General features: G+C 75.8%; 14 protein-coding genes. 8 read left to right on the forward strand and 6 right to left on the reverse strand.

All coding sequences use genetic code 11. The features are described from left to right. Nucleotides 1–15: 15 nt before the first annotated feature. Together F1544_RS06105 and F1544_RS06110 are read right to left on the reverse strand one after the other, a co-directional pair. Complete coding sequence (locus tag F1544_RS06105; protein ID WP_167583308.1) at nt 16–1113, reverse strand: ScyD/ScyE family protein; 1098 nt, start codon at nt 1111–1113, stop codon at nt 16–18. A 169-nt stretch (nt 1114–1282) separates the two neighbouring features. Continuing rightward, the gene (locus tag F1544_RS06110) at nt 1283–1957 is read right to left on the reverse strand and encodes an NUDIX hydrolase (RefSeq protein WP_167583310.1); all 675 of its coding nucleotides are present in this window, start codon (nt 1955–1957) and stop codon (nt 1283–1285) included. Nucleotides 1958–2047: 90 nt separating this feature from the next. Here F1544_RS06110 and F1544_RS06115 point away from each other — a divergent pair, with 90 nt between their 5' ends. Both F1544_RS06115 and F1544_RS06120 read left to right on the forward strand, forming a co-directional pair. Further along, on the forward strand, nt 2048–3058 hold the full coding sequence (locus F1544_RS06115) for an SPFH domain-containing protein (protein WP_167583312.1): 1011 nt from the start codon (nt 2048–2050) through the stop codon (nt 3056–3058). Then, nucleotides 3055–3951, forward strand: a complete 897-nt coding sequence (locus F1544_RS06120; RefSeq protein ID WP_167583314.1) for a hypothetical protein — start codon at nt 3055–3057, stop codon at nt 3949–3951. The genes F1544_RS06115 and F1544_RS06120 overlap by 4 nt, the downstream gene beginning before the upstream one ends. Nucleotides 3952–3961: 10 nt before the next feature. Here the strand turns inward: F1544_RS06120 and F1544_RS06125 are convergent, their stop codons facing one another. Then, nucleotides 3962–4717, reverse strand: coding sequence for a ZIP family metal transporter (locus tag F1544_RS06125; protein ID WP_167583316.1), 756 nt, complete (start codon nt 4715–4717; stop codon nt 3962–3964). 164 nt (nt 4718–4881) lie between these two features. Between F1544_RS06125 and F1544_RS06130 the strand changes: the two genes are divergently transcribed. Together F1544_RS06130 and F1544_RS06135 are read left to right on the forward strand one after the other, a co-directional pair. Beyond that, nucleotides 4882–7743: an FAD-binding and (Fe-S)-binding domain-containing protein gene (locus tag F1544_RS06130; protein ID WP_167583318.1), complete on the forward strand. Its 2862-nt coding sequence runs from the start codon at nt 4882–4884 to the stop codon at nt 7741–7743. 100 nt (nt 7744–7843) lie between these two features. Then, entirely contained in the window at nt 7844–8200 is a 357-nt protein-coding gene (locus tag F1544_RS06135; protein WP_167583320.1) for a hypothetical protein, read from the forward strand. Between the two features lie 40 nt (nt 8201–8240). Here the strand turns inward: F1544_RS06135 and F1544_RS06140 are convergent, their stop codons facing one another. Together F1544_RS06140 and F1544_RS06145 are read right to left on the reverse strand one after the other, a co-directional pair. Then, nucleotides 8241–9239 carry a TIGR03557 family F420-dependent LLM class oxidoreductase gene (locus F1544_RS06140; RefSeq protein WP_308469903.1) on the reverse strand — a complete coding sequence of 333 codons (999 nt, stop codon included), beginning with the start codon at nt 9237–9239 and terminating at the stop codon, nt 8241–8243. 2 nt (nt 9240–9241) lie between these two features. After that, nucleotides 9242–9799, reverse strand: a complete 558-nt coding sequence (locus tag F1544_RS06145; RefSeq protein WP_167583322.1) for a type 1 glutamine amidotransferase domain-containing protein — start codon at nt 9797–9799, stop codon at nt 9242–9244. A gap of 111 nt (nt 9800–9910) precedes the next feature. Here F1544_RS06145 and fbaA point away from each other — a divergent pair, with 111 nt between their 5' ends. Continuing rightward, a complete protein-coding gene (gene fbaA / locus F1544_RS06150) occupies nt 9911–10933 on the forward strand; it encodes a class II fructose-bisphosphate aldolase (RefSeq protein ID WP_167583324.1) in 1023 nt (340 codons plus the stop codon). A 60-nt stretch (nt 10934–10993) separates the two neighbouring features. Here the strand turns inward: fbaA and F1544_RS06155 are convergent, their stop codons facing one another. After that, nucleotides 10994–11401, reverse strand: coding sequence for an STAS domain-containing protein (locus F1544_RS06155; RefSeq protein ID WP_208971373.1), 408 nt, complete (start codon nt 11399–11401; stop codon nt 10994–10996). A gap of 244 nt (nt 11402–11645) precedes the next feature. Here F1544_RS06155 and F1544_RS06160 point away from each other — a divergent pair, with 244 nt between their 5' ends. The 3 genes from F1544_RS06160 (at nt 11646) to F1544_RS06170 (ending at nt 15598) form a co-directional block, all read left to right on the forward strand. Further along, on the forward strand, nt 11646–14042 hold the full coding sequence (locus F1544_RS06160) for an ATP-binding SpoIIE family protein phosphatase (protein ID WP_167583326.1): 2397 nt from the start codon (nt 11646–11648) through the stop codon (nt 14040–14042). A gap of 84 nt (nt 14043–14126) precedes the next feature. Then, a complete protein-coding gene (locus F1544_RS06165) occupies nt 14127–14537 on the forward strand; it encodes a DUF3151 domain-containing protein (RefSeq protein WP_167583328.1) in 411 nt (136 codons plus the stop codon). Further along, the gene (locus tag F1544_RS06170; RefSeq protein WP_167583330.1) at nt 14534–15598 is read left to right on the forward strand and encodes an NAD(P)/FAD-dependent oxidoreductase; all 1065 of its coding nucleotides are present in this window, start codon (nt 14534–14536) and stop codon (nt 15596–15598) included. Before F1544_RS06165 ends, F1544_RS06170 begins: the two co-directional genes overlap by 4 nt. The last annotated feature ends 67 nt before the right edge of the window (nt 15599–15665 follow it).

The raw sequence follows: 15665 nt of genomic DNA on the forward strand, positions 1-15665 counted from the left end.
CCCGGGACCCCGAGGTCAGCTCCCGGCCGAGAACGCCGAGGCGTCGACCCGCACGACCTGACCGGCACCGGACTGCCCGAGGAACGCGCCCGCGACGCTCCAGGCCGTGGAGTACAGCGCCCCGTCGGCCCAGCGCAGGCCCAGGGGCATGGTGACCTGGGCGACCGAGCGCGCGCCATCGGGCGCGACGCGGACGATCCGGCCGACGGTGGAGAGGTCGAAGCCGGCAGGGGGAGGCCCCTCCCCGGGAGGTGCTCCCTCCAGCAGTTCCGAGACGTAGACGGAACCGTCGTCGCCGACGGCCACCCCGGTCGGGCCCGACAGGCCGGTGAGCGTGCGCCGCAGCTCGCCGGTGCGGGCGTCGAGGACGTAGACGCGTCCCTCGCCCGGGACCTGGCTCGTCAGCGCGGAGACGTACAGGGAACCGTCCGGCCCGAACGCGAGCCCGGTCGGCACCGCGTCGCACCCCGTGTGCTCCGGGTCGTTGTTGGGCGCGCCCGCGCAGCCCCCGCTGGTCACGACGGGCGGGACGAAGAACGTGCTCACCGTCCCGTGCCGGTCGACGGCGAGCACGGCGTTGGCGCCCGCGTCGGCGACGTAGGCGAACCGCTCGTGCCCGCCCCGGCCGCCGAGGACGGCGAAGGGGTTGCTGAGGGCGTCCAGCGGCTGGCCGTCGTCGCCGAACTGCCGCTGGCCGTCGGGGTTCTCGGCGAGCTCGTACGCGGCCAGGTCGGCCAGCGGCCGCGGCGCGCTGCTCGGTGAGGAGACGTAGAGGGTGGAGGCGCCGGCAGTTCCGGGTTCCCCCTCGCCGGTGACCGTGAGCAGGTCGTGCGCGGTGCGGTCGACGCCGGCGGGACCGGCGAAGCCGCTCGCCCGCACGACGGGTCCGCTGCCGCCGCGGACGAAACCGCTGACCTCCCCGGTGGTGTTCTCGGCCGCGTAGAACTTCCCCGCGCGGAACGAGAGGCCGTACGGGTCGTCGAGCCCCTGCGCCACGACGGTCAGGGGTGGGGGAGCGGGTGTCGGTGGCGCCGCCGTCGCCGGGGCCGCGAGCGCGGCGCCCGCGACGGCGGCGAGCGTGATGACCAGTGCTGAACGACGACGGTGCGACATGACGCCTCCGGTCCGCGGGGCCTCCGTCGGCCGCCGCTGCGGGCGGGACGCTACTCCGACCGGGTGACGCCCCACCAGGAGTTCTGCTGAGTGCCGACTGTGGGTCACCTGTGCTGGACGCTCGGTGTCCGGTGGACGTGCCCGCGCGGTCGGAGCGGGTCCGCCCGCGTCAGCCGCGCAGCAGCGGCGGGTGCAGGGAGGTGGCGGGACCGCGGCGGAACAGCTGCGCGGGGCGGCCGCCGTCGCGCGCGGTGGTGGCGCCGACGGGTTCGAGGAACCCCGCCGCGCCCGTCACCTTGCGGTGGAAGTTCCGCGCGTCCAGGGCCCGGCCCCAGACGGCCTCGTAGACGCGCCGCAGCTGCGCGACCGTGAACTCCGGGGGGCAGAACGCCGTGGCCAGCGGCGTGTACTCCAGCTTCGCGCGGGCGCGCTCGACCGCCTCGGCGAGCAGCCGGGCGTGGTCGAAGGCCAGGGGTCCCGCTTCGGCCAGCGGAACCCAGCGGGCGTCGGCGGCGTCGGTGCCGGCGACGGGGAGCGGGAGGTCGGGGGCCAGCGCCAGGTAGGCGACGGTCACGACCCGCTGGCGGGGATCGCGGCCCGGTGCGCCGTAGGTGGCGACCTGCTCCAGGTGGACCGTGCCCGCGGGCAGGCCCGTCTCCTCGGCCAGCTCGCGGTCGGCGGCCTCGGGCAGGTCCTCGTCGGCGCGGACGAAACCGCCGGGCAGGGCCCAGCGGCCCGCGAAGGGCTCCTCGCCGCGCTCGACGAGGAGCACGGCGAGCCCGCCGTCGCGGACGGTCAGGACGACGAGGTCGACGGTCACGGCGAAGGCGGGGAAGCCGGGCACGCCGTCAGCCTAGCTCCTTCTCGTCGTCTTGACGACAAGCGCGGGAGCCACTTATCGTCAACCCGACGACAACAACCCCAGGAGGACCCGATGGCCGACATCACGCGCTACCCCTTCACCCGCCACCTGCGCAGCACCCCGACGGCGCACGTCATCCACCACCGCGCCGGCCGCCTCGCCCACTCCGGCACCGGGCAGGCCTTCTGGTTCCGGCCCCTGGTCGCGGTGCTCTCGGAGGTCCCCGTCGACGACCGCGAGCTGCCGCTCGTCGTCCACGCCCGGACGGCCGACTTCCAGGACGTCACCGTCCAGGCCACCGTGACCTTCCGCATCGCCGACCCCGAGCTGGCCGCGACCCGCGTCGACTTCTCCCTCGACCCCGGCACGGGCCGCTGGCGCGCGGCGCCGCTGCAGCAGGTCGCCGGGCTGCTGACCGAGACGGCGCAGCAGCACGTGCTGGACGTCCTCGCGGGGATGCCGCTGCGCGAGGTCCTGCTCACGGGCGTCGCCCTCACCCGCGAGCGCATCACCGCGGGCCTCACCGACGACCCCCGCCTGGCGGGGACCGGGATCGCCCTCGTCGACGCCCGGGTCGTCGCCGTCCGCCCCGAACCCGAGGTCGAGCGGGCGCTGGGCACCCCGACCCGCGAGCAGCTGCAGACCGAGGCCGACCACGCCAGCTCCCAGCGGCGCGCGCTGGCCGTCGAGCGCGAGCGGGCCATCAGCGAGAACGAGCTGCAGAACCAGATCGAGCTCGCCCGCCGCGAGGAGCAGCTCGTCGCCCAGCGCGGCGCCAACCAGCGCCGCACGGCCGAGGAGGCCGCCGCCGCCGACACCGTCCGCGCCGCGGCCGAGGCCGAGCGCGAGGAGCGCCTGGCCCAGGCGCACGCCACCGCCGCCCGCCTGGTGGGCGAGGCGGAGGCCGGGGCGGAGGCCGCCCGGCTGGCCGCCGTCGCCGGCACGTCGCCCGAGGTGCTGCTGGCGCTGGCGGTCCGGCAGCTGGCGGGTCAGCTGCCCGACATCGGCACCCTCGTGCTCAGCCCCGACGTGCTGACCACCGCGCTGGCCCGCTTCGGCGCCGCCCCCGGGACCGCCGCGTGAGCCTCGCCCCGCGCGTCGTCCTCGTGCACCGGCGCACCCCGTACGCCGACGCGCTCGCCCGCCACGGCACCCGCGGCCAGGCCGAGTTCTTCCTGCGCAGCCGCGGCCGCGAGCTCGGCGACCTCGAGGCCGCCGACGAGCGGCAGCGCGACGTCCTCGCCCGGGTGGCCGCGGCCGTCCCGCTGGACTGGCGCTCCGGGCGGGTGGAGCGCGCCGACCTGCCGCGCTTCCTCTTCGCCCCCGAGGACGTCGTCGTGGTCGCCGGGCAGGACGGCCTCGTCGCCAACGTCACCAAGCACCTGCAGGGCCAGGTCGTCGTCGGGATCGACGCCGACCCCGGCCGCAACCCCGGCGTCCTCGTCCCGCACCCCGTCGACCGGATCGCGGACCTGCTGCGCCGCAGCGTCTCCCGCCCGGCCTGCGAGGAGCGGACCATGGTGCGCGCGGTCACCGACGACGGGCAGGAGCTGCACGCCCTCAACGAGGTCTACGTCGGGCACCGCAGCCACCAGACGAGCCGCTACCTGCTGACGACCCCCGGCGGGCGCAGCGAGGAGCAGGCCTCCAGCGGCGTCGTCGTCGGCACCGGCACGGGGGCCAGCGGCTGGCTGGCCTCGCTGGCCCGCCAGCGCGGCGGCGACGTCGCCCTGCCGGGCGCGACCGAGGACCGCCTGGCGTGGTTCGTCCGCGAGGCGTGGCCCTCGCCCACCACGGGCGCGGACCTGACCGCGGGGCTCCTCGACGGCGACGACGGCGCCGACCTGGTGCTCGACGTCCTCAGCGACGAGCTCGTCGTCTTCGGCGACGGCCTGGAGGAGGACCGCCTGCTGCTGACCCGCGGGCAGCGCCTGCGCGTGGGCCGGAGCCCCCGCCGGCTGCGGCTGCTGCGCTGAGCGGCCGCCGTCAGCCGCCGAGCCGGCTGACGGTGAAGGCGACCAGGAAGCCCAGCGTCGTGATGAGCCCCGTGAACAGCTGCGTCCGCTCGAACGCCTCGGGGATCATCGTGTCCGCGACCATCGTGAGGATCGCGCCCGCGGCGAGCGCGGTGATGCCGGCGACGAGCTCGGGCGGAGCGCCGCCGAGGGCGGCGTTGCCGACGGCGGCCGCCACGGCGCTGATCAGCGCGATGCCCGTCCACACGCCGAACACGTAGCGGGCGCTGCGCCCGGCCCGCTTCATCCCGGCCACGCTCGAGAGGCCCTCGGGCACGTTCGAGATCACCACGGCGGCGACCACGGCGGCGCTGACCCCACCGCCGCCGAGCAGGCCCACCCCCAGGACGACCGACTCGGGGACGCCGTCCAGCAGGGCTCCGACAGCGATCGCCGCCCCGCTGCCGCCCTGCTGCCCCTCGGAGGGCTGCTGGGCCCCCGAGCGCTTGCGGTGGCGGGCGCCGCGGCGGGCCAGCACGGCGTTCGCGGCGACGTACAGCAGAGCGCCGGCGAGGAAGCTCAGCGTCGTCGCGACCAGCCCGCCCTCGTCGGCGGCCTCCTCGGCCAGGTCGAAGGCCAGGGCGGAGATCAGGACGCCGGCGCCGAAGGCCATGACGGCGGCCACGACCCTCGACGGCACCGTCGCGAACCACGCCACGGCGGCGCCCACCACGAGCGCGGCCCCGCCCAGCAGGCCCCACCCCCCGGCTTCGAGCCACTGCGGCACGCGTGCCTCCTCCGTCGCGGGCCGCCCGGCGCGGGTCCCGGCGGGGGGGTACCCGCTCACGCGCCTGCGGAAACGGCCGGGCGCCACCGGGGTGTGCCCACCGTCACGCGGGGAGCCGGCGGTCGGCGTCGGCGAGGACGCGGGCTGCTTGCGACACTGGGCACGTGACGCTCACCGAACCCGCCCCCGTGCGCAGCGACGCCGCTCCGGACGCGCTCGGCGCCCGCCTCGTCGCCGCCCTGGGGGCCGGCGGGGCCGAGGTCGTCGACGTCAGCACCCGCCGGCGCGCGGAGTACACCTCCGACGCCTCGAACTACCGGGTCGTGCCGGGTGCGGTCGTCTTCCCCCGCAGCGCCGCCGACGTGGAGGCCGTCTTCGCCGTCTGCCGCGAGCTCGGCGTCCCCTTCACCAGCCGGGGCGCCGGCACGTCGGTGGCCGGCAACGCCGTCGGGACCGGCGTCGTCCTCGACTTCTCCCGGCACCTGAACCGCGTCCTCGAGATCGACCCGGAGACCCGCACGGCGCTCATCGAGCCGGGGGTCGTCCTGGACGACCTGCAGCGGGCCGCGGAGCCGTTCGGGCTGCGCTTCGGCCCGGACCCGTCCACCCACGCGCGCTGCACCGTCGGCGGGATGATCGGCAACGACGCGTGCGGTTCCCACGCCCTGGCCTACGGCCGGACCAGCCACAACGTCGTCCAGCTCGAGGTGCTCGACGGCCACGGCCGCCGCTACTGGACCGACGCCGCGCCCGCGGAGCTCACGGCCCCGCTCGAGGCCGTCGCCGGCCGCCACCTCGCGACCATCCGCACCTCCTTCGGCACCTTCGGCCGCCAGGTGTCCGGCTACGCGCTGGAGCACCTGCTGCCCGAGACCGGCGGGCCGCGCGGCACCGCCCTGGCGCGGCTGCTGACCGGGTCGGAGGGGACGCTCGCGACGATCCTGCGGGCCCGCGTGCGCCTCGTGGCGCAGTCGCCCGCGACGACGTTCGTCGTCCTCGGCTACGCCGACATGGCCTCGGCCGCCGACGCGACCCCGGCCCTGCTGACGCACTCCCCGCTGGCCGTGGAGGGCATCGACCGCCGCCTCGCCGACGTCGTCGTGCGCCGCGGCGGGTCCGTCGCCGGGCTCCCCGGCGGCGACGGCTGGCTGTTCGTGGAGATGGGCGGGCAGACGCCCGAGGAGGCGCTCGCGGCCGCGCACGCGATGGTCGCCGACTCCGCCGCGCTGGACTCCGTCGTCATCCCCACGGCCGCCGAGGCCCGCGCTCTCTGGCGCATCCGCGAGGACGGCGCCGGGCTCGCCGGGCGCTCGCCCGAGGGGCAGCCGGCGTGGCCGGGCTGGGAGGACGCGGCCGTGCCGCCCGCGCGCCTGGGCGCCTACCTGCGCGAGTTCGAGGCGCTCATGGCGAGCCACGGCGTCGACGGCCTCGCCTACGGCCACTTCGGCGACGGCTGCATCCACGTCCGCATCGACTTCCCCCTCTACGAGGACGGTTCGCCGGCCCGGACGCGGGAGTTCCTGGAGGACGCGGCCCGGCTCGTCGCCTCGCACGGCGGTTCCCTCTCCGGGGAGCACGGCGACGGCCGCGCCCGCGGCGGGCTGCTGCCGCTGATGTACGAACCCGAGGCGATCGCCGCGTTCGAGGAGGTCAAGCGCGTCTTCGACCCGGACGACCTGCTGAACCCCGGCGTCATCGTGCGGCCCAGCCCGGTCGACGCCGACCTGCGGGTTCCCGCGTCGCGCAGCTCCCACGTCCTCGGGATGCCGCTGAAGTTCGCCTACTCCCACGACGAGGGCGACCTCACCCGCGCCGTGCACCGCTGCGTCGGCGTCGGCAAGTGCCGCGCGGACTCCGGCGGCGTCATGTGCCCGAGCTTCCTCGCCACGGGCGACGAGAAGGACTCCACCCGCGGGCGCGCCCGGTTGCTGCAGGAGATGGCGAACGGCCAGCTCGTCACGGACGGCTGGCGCTCGGAGGAGGTCCGCGAGGTCCTCGACCTCTGCCTGTCCTGCAAGGGGTGCACGGTCGACTGCCCCGCGGGCGTGGACATGCCGACGTACAAGGCGGAGTTCTTCGACAAGTACTACGCGGGCCGGCTGCGGCCGATGAACCACTACCTGCTCGGGTGGCTGCCGCGCTGGGCGAAGCTCGTGTCGCTCGCCCCGAAGCTCGTCAACGCCCTCACCGCGGTGCCCCTCCTGGCCCGCGTCGCGAAGGCCGCCGGAGGCATCGACCAGCACCGGCCGCTGCCGCGGTTCGCGGAGACGACGTTCCGGGCCTGGTTCCTGCGGCGCGCCCGCCGCACCGGGGGCCAGCCCGTCGTGCTCTGGGTCGACTCGTTCACCGACTCCTTCTCGCCCGAGGTCGGGCGGGCCGCGGTGGAGGTGCTGGAGCACCTGGGCTTCGACGTCAGCATCACCACGGAGCGGGTCTGCTGCGGGCTCACCTGGGTCTCGACGGGGCAGCTCGACGGGGCCAAGCGCCAGTTGCGCAGCTCGCTCGACGCGCTCACGAAGCCGTCGCTGCCGCAGGACGTCCCGATCGTCGGGCTCGAACCGTCCTGCACCGCGCTGCTGCGCGAGGACGCGGCGGAACTGCTGCCCGACGACCCGCGCGCGCACGCGCTGAAGACCCGGGTGCGGACGCTCGCGGAACTCATCGCCGAGCAGCGCCCCGAGTGGGTGCCGCCGCGGATCGACGCGAAGGCGGTCGTCCAGCCGCACTGCCACCAGCACGCCGTCATGGGTTTCGCGCCCGACCAGGCGCTGCTGGCCAAGGCCGGCGTGGACGCGACGGTGCTCTCGGGGTGCTGCGGGCTGGCGGGGAACTTCGGCGCCGAGAAGGGCCACTACGACGTGTCCGTCAAGGTCGCCGAGCACCGGTTCCTGCCGGCGCTGCGCGAGCGCGGCGACGCGGTCGTCCTCGCCGACGGCTACTCCTGCCGCACGCAGGCCGACAACCTCGCCGACGTCCGGCCGAAGCACCTCGCGGAACTCCTGGCGGACGCGCTGCGCGACCGCTGAACCCCCGTCCCCTCCGTGATCATGCAGGTATTACCTGCATGATCACGGTGGGAGTGGCGGTGCGTGGCCGCGGGTGCACCGTGGGTGGGAGGATGCCCAGGTGTCCCGCATGCGTCAGGTGCTGCTCGTGGTGGTGGTCGTCGGCGTCGGCCTCACGGTGGTCTCCGCCGTGCAGCGCGACTGGGTGTCGGTGGCGATGTTCGCGGCCTTCACCGGGTTGCTGCTGCTCTACCGCCGCTCCACGACGTCCCCCGGCGCGGTGCGCCAGCGCCGGCAGGCGGAGGACGCGGCGCGGGAGTGGGACGAGCACCGCATCGACGTCCTGGCGCGCTCGCGGCGGCTGGACCCCGCGAACCCCAAGCACCACGTCCGGCTCGTCAAGGCGCTGCGGGAGAGCGACCGGCGCCTGGACCTGCTGACGGCGAAGAACCTCGTGACCGACCGCCGCGGGGACTGACGGCGACCGGTCACGAGGTTCTCCGGGGGCGGTACCCGCGTCAGCTGGGGCTGGGGTCGTTCGACTCCGCCGCCTCGCGCAGCGCGGGGATGATCTCCTTCTGCGCGGCCTCGAGGAACGCCGACTGGTGCTCCCCGCCGATCTGCACGAGCGCGAGGTCGGTGTACCCCGCCTTGAAGTACTCCGTCGCGGCCGTGACGATCGCCTCGACGTCGTTCCCGCACGGGATCGCGTCGGCCACGTCCTCGGGGCGGACGAACTGCGTGGCGCCCGCGAAGCCGGCCGTCGTCGGCAGGTCCGCGTTCACCTTCCAGCCCCCCGCGAACCACCGGAACTGCTCGTGCGCGCGGGTGATGGCCACGTCGCGGTCGGAGTCCCAGCTGACGGGCATCTGACCGACCTTGCGGCCGGCCGTGGCCCGCGCGCCGTCCCACGCCGTCGCCAGCGACGGGTCCGGGTCGACGCCGATCATCACGTCGCCGAGCGGGGAGAACCGGGCGCAGGACTTGTCCCCGGACACCGCGATGCCGATCGGCACCCGCTGCTCGGGCAGGTCCCAGATCCGGGAGGAGTCGACGCGGAAGTGCTCACCGGAGTAGGTGAGCAGCTCGCCGTCGAAGAGCGCCGAGATGATCTCGACGGCCTCCACGAGCATCTCCTGCCGCTCCTCCACGGCCGGCCAGCCGTGGCCCGCGGTGTGCTCGTTGAGGTTCTCCCCCGAGCCGAGGCCCAGGGTGAAGCGGCCCTCGGACAGCAGCCCCAGCGTCGCCGCGCCCTGCGCGATGACCGCGGGGTGGTAGCGCATGGTCGGGCACGTCACGTAGGTCATGAGCTCGACGCGGGAGGTCGCCTGCGCGACGGCGCCCATGACGCTCCACGCGTAGGCCGCGTGACCCTGCGACGCGAGCCACGGCGAGTAGTGGTCGGAGAAGGCGACGAGGTCGAAACCCGCCTCCTCGGCGGCCGCCGCGTCGCGCACGAGCCAGCGCGGGTCCGACTGCTCGCCCATGCAGGTGTAGCCGATGCCGGGGGTGGCCACGCTCAGGCCCCCACGTGCTCGAGCAGGGCGGCGTTGAAGGCGGGGATGTCGTCGGGGTTGCGGCTGGTGATGAGGGGGCCGGGGCCCGAGACGTCCACGACGACCTCCTCGTCGACCCACTCGGCGCCCGCGTTGCGCAGGTCGGTGGCCAGGCTCGGCCACGACGTCATGCGGCGCCCGCGGACCGCGTCGGCCTCGATGAGCGTCCACGGGGCGTGGCAGATGGCGGCGACCGGCTTGGTGGAGGCGGCGAACTGCCCGACGAAGGCGACGGCCTCGCGGTCGGTGCGCAGCGCGTCCGGGTTGGCGACCCCGCCCGGCAGCACGAGCGCGTCGTACTCGCTGACCGAGGCGTCGGAGACGACGACGTCGACGTCGAAGGTGTCGGCCTTGTCGAGGTGGTCGAACGCCTGGACCGTGCCGGCCTGCGTCGACAGCAGCACCGGCCGGCCCCCGGCCTCCTGCACGGCCTGCCACGGACCCGTCAGCTCGGCCTGCTCGATGCCCTCGGGAGCGACGAGGAACGCGATCTTCTTGCCCTGCAAGCTGGTGTCTGCCATGCCCCCACCCTCGCCCCGCACGCCTCGTTCGGCATCCGGAGGACCGGCTGCCGCACTGCGGGGAGGCGTGGAAGGATCGCCCCGCCAGTGCCGCCACGACGAGGAGTCGCCATGCCCATCGCCACCCCCGACGTCTACGCAGAGATGCTGGACCGTGCCAAGGCAGGGTCGTTCGCCTACCCGGCGATCAACGTGTCCTCGTCGCAGACGCTCAACGCCGCGATCCGCGGCTTCGCCGACGCCGAGAGCGACGGGATCGTCCAGTTCTCCACGGGCGGCGCGGAGTACGCCTCCGGCCCGGCCGTGAAGGACATGGTCCTCGGCGCCCAGGCCCTCGCGGAGTTCGCCCACCACGTGGCCAAGGGCTACGGCGTGAACATCGCGCTGCACACCGACCACTGCCCGAAGGACAAGCTGGACAGCTTCGTCCGCCCGCTCGTCGCCATCTCCGCCGAGCGGGTCGCCGCCGGCCGCGAGCCGCTGTTCCAGTCGCACATGTGGGACGGCTCGGCCGTGCCGCTGGACGAGAACCTGCAGATCGCCGAGGAGCTCCTGGAGAAGTGCGCCGCGGCGCGCATCATCCTCGAGATCGAGGTGGGCGTCGTCGGCGGCGAGGAGGACGGCGTCGCGCACGAGATCAACGACAAGCTCTACACGACGGCCGAGGACGGCCTGGCGACCGTGAAGGCGCTGGGCACGGGGGAGAAGGGCCGCTACCTGACGGCGCTGACCTTCGGCAACGTCCACGGCGTCTACAAGCCGGGTGGCGTGAAGCTGCGCCCGGAGATCCTGAAGCAGATCCAGGACGAGGTCGGCAAGGCGATCGGCAAGGAGAACCCGTTCGACCTCGTCTTCCACGGCGGCTCCGGCTCGGCGCCCGAGGAGATCTCGGCGGCCGTGGACTTCGGCGTCGTGAAGATGAACGTCGACACCGACACCCAGTACGCGTTCACCCGCCCCGTCGTGGAGCACATGCTCCGCAACTACGACGGCGTGCTGAAGATCGACGGTGAGGTCGGCAACAAGAAGCAGTACGACCCGCGCGCGTGGGGCAAGGCCGCCGAGGCGGGCATGTCCGCCCGCGTGGTCGAGGCCGCGCAGAGCCTGCGCAGCGCCGGCAAGTCCGTCCGCTGAGGCTGGCCGGCTGAGCGGGGTGCCCCGCGGTGGCGCGAGCCGCCGCGGGGCACCGCCGTCTCAGGCGGGCTGAGGCCCGTCGTCCTCGCCGACGAGCGCCGGCTCCTCGTCGACGACGTCGAGGAGCTGGACGATGTTCGTCGTCTCGATGAGGAACTTGACCACGGCCGGCGGCCGGATCAGGGTCACCCGGCGCCCGCGCGAGCGGGACGCCAGCCGGGCGAGGAAGGCCAGGCCGGTGGAGTCCATGAAGGTCACGTGGTGGGCGTCGACCTGCAGTGGACGTCCGGAGGTCAGGGCGTCCTCAGCCGCTTCGAGGAGGTCCGGGCCGAGCTCGGCGTCGATCTCCCCCGTGAGCACCACCCGGGTCGCACGCGGCTCGTAGAGCACGTGCACGGACCCCGGGTCGACGGACCGCACCTCGGGCAGGCGTGGAGCACCCCCCGTCGGCGTCGTGTCTCTCGTCATCTTCCCTCCGCAGGCAGCGCAGACGCTCGTCGGCCACCCGTTTCTCTGCAGGCGGCGGTCGAACCCGAACGATGCGTCGCTCGCACCGTAGGACACACCGGCCACCCGAGGGAACGCCGCGTCCCCTCGGGAGCGGTCACCCTCGACGCGCGAGCCGTCGCACCCCCCTGCATGCTACTGATCGAGGTCCGCGCCGCCGCCGCGCACCCGCGACACCGCAGCGCGCCCAGAGGAGAGACCACCGATGCACGTCAGAGGCCCGCTGCCGCTCGCCCTGCGCGACGCTCCGGCAGCCGTCCTCCTCGTCCAGCGGCACGCCGGCGCGAGCCCCCGGCTCGTGGCCGCGGACGCGGGCGCCCTCGCCCTGGCCGGCGGCTCCCTGCCCGCGGACCTGGCGGCCTGGTGCCGGGCGGCCGGCTTCAGCGCCGGCGAGGGGCCGTGGGGGCGGCTGGCCGACGGCGAGCGCCTCGGCGGGGTCCTGCTCCCGGACCACCTGTGGCTGACCGCCACGCCCGCGGGTGGCGACCGCGTCCTGGTCGCCCTACAGCACCTCGAGACGCCGCCCGCCACGCCCGGGGCGGGGGACGACGACGTGGTCACCGCGAGCCCGGGGATGGCGCTGAGCGAGCGCGGGCCCGAGGCCGGCGCGACCCTCACCGTCACGTGGGCCGGGCCCGGCTACGCGCGCGCCACGGGCCGCTCGGCGGCCGACGTCGTCGGGCAGCCCGTGCGCGCCCTGGTGCCCGCGGGCGACGAGGCGTCCCTCGCGGAGCTGGCGGACGGCCTGGAGCGCGCCGAGCCGGTCGCGGTGACCGTGCTGGACCGTCGCAGCGACGGCACGTCCTTCCTGCACCGCGTGGGTACCTCGCCCCTGCTCGACGCGACCGGGCGCGCCGGCCACGTCGTGTCCTGGCACGCCGACGTCACCGGCCGGGTCGCCGCCGAGGCGGGCCTGCGCGCGGCGCAGGAGGCCGGGGAGCGCACCGCCGCCCGGCTGGAGCTGCTGCGCCGCCTCGACGAGGTCGTCGTCGCCGACGACGTCGCGGCCGGGCTGCAGGCCGTCGTCGACGTCCTGGGCGAGCACGTCGTCGCCGACGCCCTCGTCCTGCTCACCGTGGCCCGCCCCGGCGGCCCCCGCGGGGTCGACGCCGAGCTCGCGGCCGCCGCGGGGCCGGTCCTCGCGCCCCTGACCGGCCGCCGCCTGCGCCGCGCCACGGCCGACGGGGCCGACGACCCGCTGCTGCGGGTCGCCCTGTCCGGCGCCGTGCACCCCCTGACCCCGCCGGTGCCCGACCCGCAGGAGGCGACCACCGCCTCCGGGTGGGTCGCCGCCATGGTCGCGGCGGTCACCGCCACGCCCGCGCTCGCGGTGCCCCTGCTCGGCCGCGACCAGGTCGTGGGCCTCCTCGTGGTCCTGCCGCGCGACGGGGCGCTCAGCGAGGACGCGGCGGCCGTCGTCGTGAGCGCGGCGCGCCGCGCCGGCCTGCTGGTCGAGACGGCCCGCTCGCACGCCCGCGAGCACGCCCTCGCCGAGACGCTGCAGCGCAGCATGCTGCCGCAGCAGGCCAGCGTCGACGGCCTGGACGTGTGGACGTACTACGCGCCCAACGTGGACCGCGCCCAGGTGGGCGGCGACTGGTACGACGTCCTGCAGACCGCACCCGACGTCGCGGCGGTCGTCGTCGGCGACGTCGTCGGCCACGACGTCGAGGCGGTCGCGGCCATGGGCCAGATCCGCTCCGTCGTGCGCTCCTACGCCCACGAGCTGGACGACCCGGGCAGCGTCCTCATGCGCGTGGACCAGCTGGCCAGCGGCATGCGCATCCCCCGGATGGCGAGCCTCGTGTACGCGATGCTCTCCCGCCTGGACGACGGCGAGTGGGAGCTGTCGTGGTCCAGCGCCGGGCACCTGCCGCCCCTGCTGCGCCGCGGCGGCGCGGGCGCGGCGACCGTCGAGGTCCTCAGCGACGGCACCGGCACCCTCGTCGGCCTCGGCAGCCGCCCCCGGCCCACCCGCGACCGGTCGCTGTCGCCCGGCGACGTCCTCGTCCTCTACACCGACGGCCTCATCGAGACGCGCGAGCGGGCCATGCGCGACGGCCTGGGCGTCCTCGTCGGCGTCCTGGAGCAGGCGGGGGCCGCCGACGCGGCCGGCATCGGCGAGGAGCTGCTCACCGCGCTCGGCGAGTCGCCCGACGACGACACAGCGGTCGTCGTGGTGCGCATCCCCGACCAGGTCTCCGACGTCCCCACCACGGCCGCCGACACCCCGCGGCGGCGGCGCTGGCAGCTGCCCTCGGAGCCGTCGTCCATCGGCAAGGCCCGCCACGCGACCCTGCGCGCCTGCGCCGTGTGGGGCCTCGGCTGCGGGCCGCAGGCCGAGATCGTCGTGTCCGAGCTGGTCGCCAACGCCGTCCTGCACGGCTGGGGCACCGTCGGCCTGCGGCTGTTCGAGACCCCCGAGGGGCTGCGCATCGAGGTCGAGGACGACAGCCCCGAGGCCCCGCGCGTCGTCGATGCCCGCCCCGACGGCTCCGGCGGGCACGGCATGCGCGTGGTCGCCCGCCTGGGCCGGTGGGGCTGGCAGCCGACCCGCAAGGGCAAGATCGTGTGGGTGGAGCTGGCCGCGGCCGGCCTCTGAGGCCGCCCCCTCCCGCCCGACCCGCCCGCACGCGCAGACCCGCACGAGCACGAAGCACGAGCACCACCGACGAGAGGAACCACCGTGGCCCACAACCTGCTCCCCGGCCCGCCCGAGACCCTGCTGCCCGCCGTCCCCGAGGTCGACGCGGCGCTCGCGGGCGGTGCGGACCCGGCCCAGGTCGCCGCCGGGCACCCGTCGGCGTCCCTGCCCTGGGCCCTGCTGGCCGAGCGCGCCTTCGGGGCGGGCGACGACATCGCCGCCTACGCCTACGCCCGCACCGGCTACCACCGCGGCCTGGACGCGCTGCGCCGCGCGGGCTGGAAGGGGCACGGCCCGGTGCCGTACTCGCACGAGCCGAACCGCGGCTTCCTGCGCGCGCTGGCCGCCCTGGCCCGCGCCGCGGGGGCCATCGAGGAGACCGAGGAGCTCGTGCGCTGCACCGAGTTCCTCGCCGACTGCGACCCCGCCGCCGCCCAGGCGCTGCTGGCATGACCGCGGCCGCCTCCAGCAGCGGGGGTCAGCCGTCCGGGAGCGACCGCGCCCCCGTCGTCGTCGTCGGCGCCGGCATCTCCGGCCTCACGTGCGCGCGCGTCCTCGTCGAGGCCGGGGTGCCCGTGCGGGTGCTCGACCGCGGCCGCCGGCCCGGGGGCCGGATGAGCGGGCGCCGCGTCGAGACCGCCGCCGGGGTCCGCGTCGTCGACCTCGGGGCGTCCTACTTCACCGCCTCCAGCGACGAGTTCACGGCCCAGGTCGCCGACTGGCAGGCCCGCGGCCTTGCGCGGCCCTGGACCGACCGCTTCGAGGTCATCGACGGCAACCCCGACGTCGCGGCGCGCGAGGACCAGCGGACCTCCTCCGGGCCGGTGCGCTACGGCGCCGCCGCCGGACTGCGCAGCCTCACCGACGACCTCGTCGCCCCGCCGGGGAAGCCGGCGCTCGTCGTGGAGAGCGAGACCGACGTCGAGTCGGTCGACGCCACGCAGACGGGCCCGCAGGTCGACGGGGTGGACGCCGCGGCGGTCGTCCTGGCGATGCCCGACCCGCAGGCGGCCGACCTGCTGCCCCGCATGGTGGCCATGCGCCTCGACGTGTCGGCCCGCTGGAACTACCGCCCGTGCATCGCGGTCTACGCCGCGTGGTCGAAGCGCTGGTGGCCGGACTTCCACGGCGCGTTCGTCAACAACTCCGACCTGGTGGTCTTCCTGGCCGACGACGGCGACCGGCGCGGCGACGCGGCTCCCGTCCTCGTCGCGCACGCCGCGCCCGACTTCTCCGCCGACCACCTCGACGACCCGGCCTCGGCCGTGGCGCCCGTCATCGCCGAGCTCGGGCCGCTGCTCACGGGCGGGCCCACGCCCGCCCCGGAGTGGAACCGCGCGCACCGGTGGTCGCTGGCGGAGCCGCTGCGCCAGCACGAGGACCAGCCGTTCGGGCTCGACGAGGGTTCGCTCATCGGCGTCTGCGGTGACGCCTGGGGGCCCGCGTCGAAGGTCGAGGCGGCCTGGCTGTCCGGGCGCCGGCTCGGTCTCGAACTGCTCGAGCGCCTGGGCTGAGCGCGGCCCCGGGCTCCGGGGAAACGCCGGAGCCGGGGAGTCCGGGTACTCTCGACGCGGTCTGTTC

The sequence above is a fragment of the Kineococcus rubinsiae genome, from assembly GCF_011839805.1.
GTDB lineage: Bacteria > Actinomycetota > Actinomycetes > Actinomycetales > Kineococcaceae > Kineococcus > Kineococcus rubinsiae.